This window comes from Gordonia liuliyuniae (assembly GCF_021739025.1).
GTDB classification, from domain to species: Bacteria; Actinomycetota; Actinomycetes; order Mycobacteriales; family Mycobacteriaceae; genus Gordonia; species Gordonia liuliyuniae.
Map to the genome: position 1 here is coordinate 66,572 of NZ_JAKKOT010000002.1, position 11,948 is coordinate 78,519.

12 protein-coding genes are annotated in these 11,948 nt (G+C 66.6%); 9 read left to right on the top strand and 3 right to left on the bottom strand.

The features are described 5' to 3' along the window. Positions 1 to 94 precede the first annotated feature (94 nt). The 8 genes from L5G28_RS01430 (at position 95) to rnhA (ending at position 7,542) form a co-directional block, all read left to right on the top strand. Positions 95 to 1,141: a Dyp-type peroxidase gene (locus L5G28_RS01430; RefSeq protein WP_237000019.1), complete on the top strand. Its 1,047-nt coding sequence runs from the start codon at positions 95 to 97 to the stop codon at positions 1,139 to 1,141. Further along, entirely contained in the window at positions 1,138 to 1,929 is a 792-nt protein-coding gene (locus tag L5G28_RS01435) for a family 1 encapsulin nanocompartment shell protein (protein WP_236996566.1), read from the top strand. Before L5G28_RS01430 ends, L5G28_RS01435 begins: the two co-directional genes overlap by 4 nt. Positions 1,930 to 1,982: 53 nt before the next feature. Further along, the gene (locus L5G28_RS01440; RefSeq protein ID WP_237000020.1) at positions 1,983 to 3,716 is read left to right on the top strand and encodes an ABC transporter ATP-binding protein; all 1,734 of its coding nucleotides are present in this window, start codon (positions 1,983 to 1,985) and stop codon (positions 3,714 to 3,716) included. Beyond that, the gene (locus L5G28_RS01445) at positions 3,713 to 5,632 is read left to right on the top strand and encodes an ABC transporter ATP-binding protein (RefSeq protein WP_236996564.1); all 1,920 of its coding nucleotides are present in this window, start codon (positions 3,713 to 3,715) and stop codon (positions 5,630 to 5,632) included. Before L5G28_RS01440 ends, L5G28_RS01445 begins: the two co-directional genes overlap by 4 nt. Before the next feature lie 87 nt (positions 5,633 to 5,719). After that, a complete protein-coding gene (locus L5G28_RS01450) occupies positions 5,720 to 6,118 on the top strand; it encodes a type II toxin-antitoxin system VapC family toxin (RefSeq protein ID WP_237000528.1) in 399 nt (132 codons plus the stop codon). An 89-nt stretch (positions 6,119 to 6,207) separates the two neighbouring features. After that, complete coding sequence (locus L5G28_RS01455) at positions 6,208 to 6,735, top strand: DUF1697 domain-containing protein (protein WP_237000021.1); 528 nt, start codon at positions 6,208 to 6,210, stop codon at positions 6,733 to 6,735. Beyond that, positions 6,732 to 7,070 carry a YidH family protein gene (locus L5G28_RS01460; protein ID WP_237000022.1) on the top strand — a complete coding sequence of 113 codons (339 nt, stop codon included), beginning with the start codon at positions 6,732 to 6,734 and terminating at the stop codon, positions 7,068 to 7,070. The genes L5G28_RS01455 and L5G28_RS01460 overlap by 4 nt, the downstream gene beginning before the upstream one ends. Positions 7,071 to 7,092: 22 nt before the next feature. Continuing rightward, positions 7,093 to 7,542 carry a ribonuclease HI gene (gene rnhA / locus L5G28_RS01465; protein ID WP_236996558.1) on the top strand — a complete coding sequence of 150 codons (450 nt, stop codon included), beginning with the start codon at positions 7,093 to 7,095 and terminating at the stop codon, positions 7,540 to 7,542. 51 nt (positions 7,543 to 7,593) lie between these two features. On the opposite strand, the gene L5G28_RS01470 is transcribed toward rnhA, so the two are convergent. Next, the gene (locus L5G28_RS01470) at positions 7,594 to 9,603 is read right to left on the bottom strand and encodes a YhgE/Pip domain-containing protein (RefSeq protein WP_237000023.1); all 2,010 of its coding nucleotides are present in this window, start codon (positions 9,601 to 9,603) and stop codon (positions 7,594 to 7,596) included. After that, entirely contained in the window at positions 9,603 to 10,301 is a 699-nt protein-coding gene (locus tag L5G28_RS01475) for an ATP-binding cassette domain-containing protein (RefSeq protein ID WP_237000024.1), read from the bottom strand. Before L5G28_RS01475 ends, L5G28_RS01470 begins: the two co-directional genes overlap by 1 nt. Positions 10,302 to 10,493: 192 nt before the next feature. Between L5G28_RS01475 and pcaD the strand changes: the two genes are divergently transcribed. Continuing rightward, positions 10,494 to 11,270: a 3-oxoadipate enol-lactonase gene (gene pcaD, locus L5G28_RS01480; RefSeq protein WP_236996554.1), complete on the top strand. Its 777-nt coding sequence runs from the start codon at positions 10,494 to 10,496 to the stop codon at positions 11,268 to 11,270. 16 nt (positions 11,271 to 11,286) lie between these two features. Here pcaD and L5G28_RS01485 read toward each other — a convergent pair whose 3' ends face one another. Then, positions 11,287 to 11,820, bottom strand: a complete 534-nt coding sequence (locus L5G28_RS01485) for an LppP/LprE family lipoprotein (protein WP_237000025.1) — start codon at positions 11,818 to 11,820, stop codon at positions 11,287 to 11,289. Positions 11,821 to 11,948: the final 128 nt, after the last annotated feature.

Below are 11,948 nucleotides of genomic sequence, written 5' to 3' on the forward strand. Positions count from 1 at the left end.
GTCAACCCCGCTCGACCAGCATGAACCAGCTTCGGCCGGTGGCTCCGCGAGGAGTCACCGGCCGTTGTCGTGTGTTGTCGCTACGCTGAGTAGCGTGGGAACCGGACAGCACATTCTGACTCGTAAGACTCCATCGGCGATGTTTCTCGTCATGACGATCGCCGACGATGCCGTGGACGCGGTGCGCGAGAGCATCAGCGGGCTGGGCGACCTGGTCACGACCGTGTCGTCGCGAGCACCCGAAGCCACGCTGTCGGCGATCATCGCAGTCGGCTCAGATGCTTGGGACCGTATGTTCAGCGGCCCGAAGCCCGCCTCGTTGCATCCGTTCATCGAGTTGACCGGCGACGTGCACACCGCGCCGTCGACCCCCGGCGATCTTCTGTTGCACATCAAGTCCGACCGCATGGATCTCGCGTTCGAGGTCGGTCGCCTATGGGCGGCCTCGGCAGGCGATGCGGTCACCGTGGTGGACGAGGTGCACGGCTTCCGGTACTTCGACGTGCGCGACCTGATCGGTTTCGTCGACGGGACCGAGAACCCGACGGGCGACGACGCGGTCGATGCGATCGTCGTCGGCGACGAAGACCCGGAGTTCGCAGGCGGCACCTACGTCGCGGTTCAGCGGTACGTCACCGACTTCGCCGCGTGGACCGCACTCAGCGTCCCCGACCAGGAGGCCGCGATCGGCCGTACCAAACTGGAGAACATCGAGTTCGACGACGATGTGAAGCCCTCCAACTCGCACATCGCCTTGAATGTGGTCGAAGACGAAGACGGCAACGAACTCGACATCGTGCGCGACAACATGCCGTACGGCGACGTCGCGGGCGGTGGCGAGAGCGGCACCCTCTTCATCGCCTATTCGAGGACCCCCGACGTCACCGAACAGATGCTGCGCAACATGTTCATCGGCGAACCGGAGGGCAATCACGACCGGCTCTTGGACTTCACTACCGCCGTCACCGGCAACCAATATTTCGCACCGACCCTGGAGTTCCTCGAAGACCCGCCGCCCGCGCCCGTCATCGAAGACGAACCATCGACCGCCGAGCCCGACCCGTCTCCCGGATCGCTCGGCATCGGATCGCTCCGCGTAGCCACCACACGACCGAAGAACGTAGAAGGGAACATCCGATGAGCAACCTGCACCGCGACCTAGCGCCGATCTCCAGCGCCGCATGGGCCGAGATCGAAGAGGAGGCGAGCCGCTCGTTCAAACGCAATGTCGCCGGTCGGCGTCTCGTGGACGTCAAGGGCCCGCTCGGGCTCGACACCGATTCGGTGACCGTCGGTCACCGCACGAAGATCGACGCTCCGGCCGACGGCATCTCGGCGTACCTGCGGAACGCGCAGCCGCTGGTGGAACTCAAGGTCCCGTTCACGGTGACGCGGGAAGCGATCGACGACGTCGAGCGCGGTGCGGCCGACGCCGACTGGGACCCGGTCGTCAAAGCCGCGCGTGAGCTCGCGCTCGCCGAGGACCGCGCGATCTTCAGCGGGTACGCCGCCGCCCAGATCACCGGGCTCGGCTCCGGGGCAGCGAACATCGCACTCCCCGAGGACGTCCGCGAGTCCCCGGACGCGATCAGCCAGGCCATGAACAAACTGCGTCTGGCGTCGGTCGACGGCCCCTATTCGCTCGCCCTGTCGGCCGAGCTGTACGCACAGGTCAACGAGACGTCGAACCACGGCTACCCGGTGCGCGAGCACCTGCGCCGCATCCTCACCGACGGCGAGATCGTCTGGGCGCCCGCGATCGACGGTGCTTACCTGGTGTCCACCCGCGGCGGTGACTTCGAACTGACCATCGGCCAGGACGTGTCGATCGGCTACGACTCGCACGACGCGGACGTCGTGAACCTGTACTTCACCGAATCGTTCACGTACCTGACCTACACGCCGGAGGCCGCCGTCGCGCTGCGCTGAGCACCGCGAAAACCCTTGGTCCGATCGGCGGACAGGCGTATAGAGTCGACGGAGTGCTCATCCGCCTGCTCCGCACGTATCTCACGAAGTACCGACGTCTGATCGTCGCCGTCGTCGCGCTCCAATTGGTCGCGACGGCGGCGATGCTGTATCTGCCGACCCTCAACGCCGACATCATCGACCGCGGCGTCGCGACCGGCGACACCGGCTACATCGTGAGCACCGGCGGCGTGATGCTCCTCGTCTCCCTCGCCCAGATCGTCTGTTCGGTGATCGCCATGTACGCGGGCGCACAGGCGTCCCTCGGGGCCGGCCGCGATATCCGGCACGACCTGGTGCACCGCGTCAACGGATTCTCGGCGCGCGAAGTCGGCCAGTTCGGCGCACCGTCGTTGATCACCCGGACGACCAACGACGTGCAGCAGGTCCAGTTGCTGGCCGTCATGTCGATCTCGATCCTGGTGACCGCCCCGATCATGGGCATCGGCGGCATCGTGATGGGCATGTACGAGGCGCTGCCCATCTCGTGGCTACTCGCCGTCGCCGTCCCCGTCCTCGGCCTGACGATGGGCTTGATCATCGGGCGGATGATCCCCGCGTTCCGGTCCATGCAGGAGCGGATCGACGGCGTCAACCGGGTGATGCGCGAACAGATCACGGGCATCCGCGTGGTCCGCGCGTTCGTGCGGGAACGCCACGAGATCGAGCGGTTCGGGGTCGCGAACAATCTCCTCGCCGACTCCTCGTTGCGTGTCGGACGGATGATGGCGTTGATGTTCCCGGCCGTCATGCTGATCACCAACCTGACGCTGATCGCCGTCCTCTGGTTCGGCGGACACGCGGTCGGCGACGGCACCGTCGAGATCGGTTCGCTCACCGCGATGATCAGCTACGTCATGCAGATCATGATGTCGGTGATGATGGCGTCGTTCCTGGCGATCATGGCACCCAGGGCAGGCGTCTGCGCCGAACGCATCTGCGAAGTCCTCGACACCGAGTCGTCGGTGCACTCCCCCGACGAGCCGGTCGCGATGACCGGCGATCCGGCTGTCGTCGAGTTCGACGCCGTCGAGTTCGGTTACCCCGGCGCCGACGACCCAGTCCTGACGGACATCACGTTCGCCACGAGGCCCGGGACGACGACAGCTGTCGTCGGCTCCACCGGCTCCGGTAAGACCACCCTCGTCAACCTGATCCCGCGCCTCATCGACACGACCGGCGGCGCATTGCGGATCGGCGGCGTCGACGTCCGCGACCAAGATCCCGACCTGTTGCGGCGCGGGATCGGCCTGGTGCCGCAGCGGCCGTATCTGTTCTCGGGAACCGTCGCCACCAACCTCCGCCACGGCAAGCCCGACGCGACCGACGACGAACTGTGGTCGGCGTTGGAGATCGCGCAGGCCGCCGACTTCGTGCGCGCCATGCCCGACGGTCTCGACACGGCGATCGCCCAGGGCGGCACGACTGTGTCCGGCGGCCAGCGGCAACGACTCGCGATCGCGCGAGCACTGGTGCGCCGACCGTCCGTATACGTGTTCGACGACTCGTTCTCGGCGCTCGACCTGCAGACCGACGCCAGACTGCGGGCGGCTCTCGCTCCCGCGACGCGCGACGCAGCGATGATCGTCGTCGCCCAACGCATCTCGACCATCACCTCCGCGGACCAGATCATCGTCCTCGAACAGGGCGCCGTCGTCGGTCTCGGCACTCACGACGAACTCCTGGAGTCGTGCGCGACGTATGCCGAGATAGCCGAGTCCCAACTCGCGATCGGAGCGGCACAGTGAGCAGGCCCGGCGCCCCCGGCGCACCTTCGATGGAGAAGCCGCATTCGTTCGGTCCGTCGCTGAAACGACTCGTTCGCCAACTGGGCGCCTACCGGGCGGCGATGACGGTCATCCTGCTCGCGATCGTCGGTTCCGTCGCGCTCAACGCGTACACCCCGCGGGTCCTCGGTGACGCCACCAACGAGTTGTTCGACGGAGTGATCGGCTCACAGCTCCCGGCCGGGGTCAGCAAGGAGCAGGCCGTCGAGGGTCTGCGTGAATCCGGACACGGCACGTTCGCCGACATGGTGTCGGCGATGGACGTCGTCCCCGGGCAGGGCATCGACTTCGACGCCGTCGGCCGCATCCTGGCACTGGTCCTCGGCCTGTACGTCGCGGCGGCGCTCCTCGGCTGGCTGGGCGCGTTCGTCCTCAACAAGGTGGTCATCGGCACCATCACCGGGCTTCGCGCCCGCATCGAGGAGAAGGTCCACCGCCTGCCGCTCAAGTACTACGACGCGTCCGCTCGCGGAGACCTCCTCAGCCGGGTCACCAACGACCTCGACAACCTTTCGCAGTCGTTACAGCAGACCATCAGCCAGTTCCTGAACTCGGTGCTGATGGTGATCGCGATTCTGATCATGATGTTCTCGATCTCGCCGCTGCTGTCGTTGATCGCGATCGCGACGGTGCCGATCGCCGCGCTCGCGACCGCCCTGATCGCGAAACGGTCCAAGCCGCACTTCGTCGGACAGTGGTCGTCGACGGGTGCGTTGAACGCGCAGATCGAAGAGGCGTTCACCGGACACGAACTGGTCAAGGCGTTCGGCCAGGGCCAAGCCGTCGAATCCGCGTTCGACGACCGTAACGAGAAACTCTACGAGTCGTCGTGGCGCGCCCAATTCATCTCCGGCATCATCATGCCGACCATCATGTTCCTCGGGAACCTCAACTATGTCGCGGTGGCCGTCGTCGGCGGTCTCCGCGTCGCGTCCGGCCAGTTGAGCCTCGGCGAGGTGCAGGCGTTCATCCAGTACTCCCGCCAGTTCACCCAGCCGCTCACACAGATCGGATCGATGTTCAATCTGATGCAGAGCGGTGTCGCGTCGGCCGAACGCATCTTCGCCGTCCTCGATGAGGAGGAAGAGGACCCCGATCTCGTCGACGCGCAGACGCCGGCGTCGGACGCGGGTCGCATCGTGTTCGACGACGTCTCGTTCCGGTACGTCGAAGACCGTCCGTTGATCGAGCATCTGTCCCTGACCGCGGAGTCGGGCGACACCATCGCCATCGTGGGCCCCACCGGGGCTGGCAAGACGACCCTGGTCAACCTCATCATGCGGTTCTACGAACTCGACGAGGGCGCCATCTGGGTCGACGGTGTCGACGCGTCGACAATGACCCGCGACGACCTGCGGGAACGTACCGGCATGGTGTTGCAGGACTCATGGCTGTTCGGCGGAACGATCTACGACAACATCGCCTACGGCGACCCGACCGCGTCACGCGACGAGGTGATCGAAGCGGCCCGGACCAGTCACGTCGACCACTTCGTCCGTACCCTCCCCGACGGCTACGACACGGTGCTCGACGACGAGGGCGGCGGCGTCAGCGCAGGCGAGCGGCAGCTCATCACCATCGCCAGAGCGTTCCTCGCCAAGCCGACGATCCTCATCCTCGACGAGGCGACGAGTTCGGTCGACACGCGCACCGAACTACTCATCGGCAAGGCGATGGCCAACCTGCGCGCCGACCGCACCAGCTTCGTCATCGCCCACCGGTTGTCCACGATCCGCGACGCCGACACCATCGTCGTGATGGAGGACGGGCGCATCGTCGAGCAGGGTGACCACGACGAGCTGTTGGCGGCGAAGGGCGCCTACTTCCGGTTGTACAACGCTCAGTTCACCGGGCCGTCAGAGACGCTCGACGTCTGACTGACTCGGAAAGCCGGTAATCGCTGTCCTTGAACGCCTACGACCGGAATTATGACTAGTCAGACTAGTCATAACTCCGACCGATCGATACTCGGTGTCCTCCTCGACACGAATGCGCTTCTGCGGCTCGTCACCGATCCGTCACGAATCGCAGCGTCCGCGCTGACGGCACTCGAAGACCCGTCCAACAGTCTCTACGTGTCGGCCGTCTCGGCGTGGGAGATCGCCATCAAGACCCGGTTGGGCCGTCTCGACGCTTCCCCGCTCCTGTCTGCATGGCCGGAGACTCTCACCGCGATGGCGGCCACCGACCTGCCTATCGACTCCGCGGACGCGGCGTCGGCAGGCCAGCTGAACTGGGCCCACCGAGACCCGTTCGACCGGATGATCGTCGCCCAGGCGACACGCCGAGGCCTCACCATCGCGACCAGCGATCAGACGATCCATACCGGCTCACTGACCCCGACCATCGACACCCGCCGATAGCCGGAACGTCCGCCACGCGCGACTGCGGCCGAACACATGACGCACTAATCTTCAGGACACCACCTGTCGAAGAAGCTGAGGAGTCTGGCGTGCCCGCATCCCGCATTGTCCTGGTTCGAGCGGTCAACGTCGGCGGGGCAAAGCTCCCGATGGCCGCGCTGCGCGAGATCGCAGCACGGCTCGGTGCGACCGACGTCTCCACCTACATCGCGTCGGGGAATCTGCTGTGCACCCCACCGGGCGACACCGACGAATTCGACCGCGCCCTGGAGCAAGCGATCTCCGACGAGTTCGGCTACTTTCGGGAGGTGATCAGCAGGACGCCAGACGAGATCGCGGATGCACTCGCCGAGTACCCTTTCGGCGACGTCCCGCACGGCCACCTCTATTTCCTCACCGGCGCACCGCTCGACGACGCGGCCGCACAGTTCTGCGCCCGCGATATCGGCAACGGCGAACGGCTCGCCGTCATCGGGCGCGATCTGCACATCGACTATCCGGACGGCGCGGGCGCCACGAAACTGACCGCGAAGGTGATCGAGCGCGCCCTGGGCGTCACCGGGACGGGTCGCAATCTACGGACCAGCGCGGCCCTCGTCGAACGGGCCCGGGCGTGAGCGAGCAGCAGCCTCCGCCGGGAGCCGTCGACGCGCGGTTCACCCTGGCCGCCGAACGCACGATGCTCGCGTGGATCCGCACCGCTCTCGGTCTGATCGCCGCGGGCGTCGCCGTCCTGCACGTCATCGGCGAGTTCGCTTCTCCCGCTGTGCAGACGACACTCGGCATCGGGTTGATCCTGTTGGGGATCGCGGCCGCGGCAGTCGGCGGGCAGCGGTGGTACCAAACGACACACGCCCTTGAGGAGGGCGGACGAATGCCGGGACCGTTCGCGATCTGGGTGCTGATCGGCGGTCTCGTCGTGCTCGCGGTAGCGTTCGCGATCATCCGCTGACGTCCCGGTAATCTCAATCCCCATGACTGACTCGTCCAAGACCGTTGAGATCTCCACCGACGGCGCCTGCCTCGGCAACCCGGGCCCCGGAGGCTGGGGTGCGGTACTGCGGTACGGCGACGTCGAGAAGGAACTGTCGGGGGCCGAACCCGACACCACCAACAACCGCATGGAGTTGACGGCCGCGATCAAAGCGCTCAACGCGCTCACCAGGCCGTCGACGGTGATCCTCTACACCGACTCCAGCTACGTCCGAAACGGCATCACCAAATGGGTCGCGGGCTGGGTCCGCAACGGTTGGAAGAGTTCGAGCAAGCAGCCGGTCAAGAACACCGACCTCTGGCAGGAGCTGATCGAGGCCGAGAAGGGGCATACCGTCGAGTGGCGCTGGGTGAAGGGCCACGCCGGCGACAAGTACAACGAGATCGCCGACTCCCTGGCGACGAGCGCCGCTCGGTCGCTGAAGAGCTGAGCCCGAGCCGTCGGTGAAGCCGGCGCGCCACGCCGACGTCACACGCCGACGTCACACTTCGACGGGCGGATAGAGCTGATCCATCGTGAGCTGTCGGCTCCGCTGGGCCGCCCACGAACTGATCCCGATACTGACCACCAGGACGCCCGCGAGGACGATCACGGATGTCCACAGTCGATGGTCGACACCGCCGGAGATCAACTGGCGCAGGCCTGTCACCGCATAACTCATCGGATCGTATGGGTGCACGACTTGGGCGAGTTTCGCCGTCGTCTCCACCGGATAGATGCCGCCCGAGGCGACGATCTGCACCATCAGGAACGCCAACGACACGACGCGGCCCACCGCCACTCCGAACACCGCGGTGAACATCTGTATCAACGCCAAGAACGCCCCGGATATCAGAAGCATGAAGGCGGCTGCCCCGAGGGGATGAACCGGATCGAGACCGACAGCGAAGTGCGCGACGAGGAACATCACGACGACCTGCGCCACGCCGATGAGTATCGCGGGCCAATACGACCACAGCACGGCGCGCAGTCCGCTGAGCCCGTCCAACACGGGTCGGACCTGTAGCGGTTTGATCAGCATCCAGATGATCAGCGTGCCGATGAACAGTGCCAACGGGATGAAGAACGGGGCGAAGCCGGCACCGAACGTCGGAGCTTCGTTGTGCGTCACCGAGCTCAGCTCGACCGGCTGCGACAGGTTCGCGGCGGTCTTCGCCTGCCGCTGCGAGTCACCGAAGTCCGGGATCTGTTTCACGCCGTCGGCGAGGCCCGTCGACAGCTGTTTCGCGCCGTCCAACAGTTTCGGGGTGCCGTCCGCGAGTTCCTCTGCACCCGAGGCCAACCGCTGGCTGCCGTCGGTGAGTTGCACGAGGCCCGAGTTGAGTCGGCCCGCGCCGGCCGAGAGCTGGTTGGCGCCGTCGACCAGCTCACCGACCTTGCCGGGCAGTTCACCGCTCTCCAACTGCCCGAGGAGACTCCGCAGACCCGAGTTCTTGTCACCGAGCTGCGCCGACAACGACTTCGACTGCTGCGACAGCGCCTTCACACGTTGCGTGGTGCCCGGGTCGACGCCCTCGGTCCGCAGGAACTTCTGCACCGGACGCAACGACGCCGCGAGCGACCGTGCCGTCGGATCACTGCTGTTCCGCAGTTGCGCGACGACCCCGCTCAACGCCTGTTCGGCCTGCGACTGTCCGGCGCCGACCGTACCGATGCCGTCGAGGAGGGTCGACGCCTGCTTGGTCAGGTCTGCGACGTCGTCCGCGTACTGCGTCGGTTTGAGGCCCGACTTCGCGACGTCTTCGAGGGCGGCGGTCAATGGCGCGGTCGCCTGGTCGACACCGGACGCGAGTTGCTGGGCGCCGCTGGCGAGCTGTGCGGAGCCGTCCCTAGCGGTCACCATGTTGACCGCCAGTTCGTCGGCGCCGTCCGACAACTGTTGAGCGCCGCTGTTCGCGGTGTACATCCCAGCCGCGAGCTGCTTGGCGCCGTCGGATGCCGCCGTCAGTCCTTTACCTGCGGAGACGAGTCCGACGAGGATCTGGTCGACGGCCTGCTCGCCGATCGCCCCATTGATTCGCTCCAGGACTTGCGCCGAGGCGTTCTGCCCGATGATCCCGGCCAGGTAGCTGTTGGCGTCGTTGTACTGGAATTGGATCGTCGCCTTGTGCGGATCATCGCTGACCGCCGAGGCGATCGCGCTGCTGAAGTCCTTCGGGATGGTGATCGTGAAGTAGTAGCGGCCGTGCGCGAGGCCGTCCGCCGCGTCGTCCCGATCGGTCGCCGTCAGGTCGAGTTCATCGGACGCCAGCAGCTGCTCTTGCACCTGTCTGCCCGCATCGAGCGGCTTGCCCTGCGACATCGCGCCCGTGTCCTCGTTGACGATGGCGACCGACACCTTGTTGACCTCGTCGAACGGGTTCCAAAAGACCCACAGGTACATCGCGCCGTACAGGAGCGGCAGAAGGACGATGGTGGCGAGTGCAATTCTCGGCATCGCCCCCTTGCCGTAGCGCTTGAATTCGGTGCCGAGCGACAGTCCCGCCAGCATCAGTTGGTCCCTTCGTCATGGACGAGATCGTTCTGCGTCAGATTCGGCACGTCGATCAGCCGTCGATGTCCCAGATCAGCGTCGACTGGATTGCCGGTGGCCGTGATGACGGTCTGCTCCCGACCGAGATCCACCAGACGCTGCAGCAAGGTCTGTTGGTCGGCGACACTGCTCAACTGGTCGACTCCGCCGACCACGAGCAGCGGCGGGCGCCGCGTGTTCGCGAGCGCGATCCGCAGCAGGGCGACGTCGAGTTCGTGGAGGTCTTCGACGTAGGCACGCGGGTCGGGCATCGGCAGCGGCCCGAACACGGGACGGCACACCGCCTCGACCGCCCGGGCACGCTTGCCGACGAGCCGGTACCAGGGCGAGTCCCACCGCAGCTTCTCGGTGACCAGGTCTATCACCCGCACCGCGTCGTAGACGGCGTCGAGGTCGTCGACGGCCCCGATCGCCGCGAGCTTGAAGATCGCCTTCGGCGACGTCGCACCGAACACCGACAGCTGTCCGGACTTGGCCTTCATTCGACCGGCCAACGTCAACAGCAAACAGGTTCGGCCCGAACCCGACGGCCCGTTCAGGACGGTCAGCCCGCCTGCGGGCACATCGAGGTCGACGGGGCCGTACACCGGGCCCGACGGGCCGCGCTTCGTGAGGCCCTGGGCGACAACGGCTGCGGTCAACGGCGCGCTAGTCATGAACCGACCTTAATGCCGACGTCAGCCGGGCACGAACACACGAGCTGCCGTGGTGCCCGGACGAACGGTCACGCTTGCCGCGTGTCGGCTGTCACCAGGGCACCGACACACTTGAGTCGCACGTCACGTGCCCGCGTACGATTTGTTCGCGGAACACGGTGAATCCGTTGACATTCGGACAGGAGCTACGCAATGACAGCCACTGTCGGCCTCGCATACGAGCGGCACGGCCAGCAGACCCACGGCGCGCCGATCGTGCTCCTCGGTCCCCTCGGCTCGGATCGATCCGTGTGGCAGCCGCAGATCGCCGGGCTGGCCGCTGCCCACGACGTCATCGCCGTCGACCTGCCCGGCCACGGCGAGTCGCCGGCACCGGTCCGCACCTACACGGTCGCAGACATCGCCGACGACGTTGCCGCCCTCCTCGCCGCGCTGGACGTCACGCAGGCGCACATCGTCGGCCTGTCCCTCGGCGGTGCGACGGCGCAACAACTCGCGCTCGCTCAACCCGATACTGTCCGCACCCTGACGCTCGTGTGCACGGCGGCGCGTTTCGGCGCTCCGGAACCGTGGGTCGACCGGGCACAGAAGGTGCGTGTCGAGGCGACGGCGTCGCTCGCCGACGGTGTCGTCGAAAGGTGGTTCACTTCGACGTTCGCGCAACGCAATCCGGCGATCGTCGACCGGATGCGAGCCATGGTCTCCGCCACGTCCGACGAGGGGTACGCGGCGAGTTGCGAAGCGATCGCCGCATTCGACAGCCGCGCCAACCTCGGTTCGATCAGTGCACCAACGCTCGTGATCGGCGGCGCGGCGGACTCCGCCACGCCGCCCGAACACCAGCGGTTCCTGGCCGATCAGATCCCCGACTCACGCCTGCAGATCCTCGACCACGCCGCGCACCTCGCGTCGTACGAGCAGCGGTCCGCAGTGAACGCCGCCGTCATCGAGCACGTCGCGGAGCACTGACCGCTCGCCGAGCGCGCTACCTGAGCACCTGACCCGGGATGGGGGTCAACGGGAACGGTGCGACGAACGGCACCGATTGGAAGGGCACGAGCGCGTGACCGCGCGGGTGGGCGGTCGCATCGTCGCGGATCAACCACCGGTACGAGATTGTCACCTCGCCGGGCCACGCGCTTCGGACGACGTGGGTGAACGCGGTCGGCTTGCGCGTCGCAGTCGAGATGAACCGGTCCTGGTCGAAGAACAGGATGTGCGTCGGCGAACTGCCTGTCGCCCCTCGCGGGTAGACCTGGACCCATTTGGACCAGCACCCCATGGCCGAGCCCTGCCCGGTCACCACCCACGGGATGGCGCGGCCAGGGAACGGCGGCGCCAGACGGCGCACCGCGTCGTCGACGCGGCCGCTCGGGATCGCTGGGCATGCGACGGCGTGCGATCGGTCCGACGGTGCGGCGGCGGCCTGACCGGCCCCCGCGCTAGTTCCCACACCGGTCCCCAGAGTGGCTGCCGCGACGACGAGAGCGGCCGCGGCCGCCTTGATGCGATGGTGCATGTCCTTGCTCCTTTGCTCTCCCCGACCGATCCCCGACCGATTGTGAGGCGCCAGCGCAGCCCGCTGCGTTCGACGCACCTGGTACGTCGTGACGAGACGCCACGCCGTTCCACTCTCGTCATTCGATT

Bases quoted from the DNA above. Each gene is read 5' to 3' on its own strand.
- L5G28_RS01435 (WP_236996566.1), top strand. From the start codon at position 1,138: ATGAGCAACCTGCACCGCGACCTAGCGCCGATCTCCAGCGCCGCATGG.
- L5G28_RS01470 (WP_237000023.1), bottom strand. From the start codon at position 9,603: ATGCTGGCGGGACTGTCGCTCGGCACCGAATTCAAGCGCTACGGCAAG.
- pcaD (WP_236996554.1), top strand. From the start codon at position 10,494: ATGACAGCCACTGTCGGCCTCGCATACGAGCGGCACGGCCAGCAGACC.
- rnhA (WP_236996558.1), top strand. From the start codon at position 7,093: ATGACTGACTCGTCCAAGACCGTTGAGATCTCCACCGACGGCGCCTGC.
- L5G28_RS01475 (WP_237000024.1), bottom strand. From the start codon at position 10,301: ATGACTAGCGCGCCGTTGACCGCAGCCGTTGTCGCCCAGGGCCTCACG.
- L5G28_RS01485 (WP_237000025.1), bottom strand. From the start codon at position 11,820: ATGCACCATCGCATCAAGGCGGCCGCGGCCGCTCTCGTCGTCGCGGCA.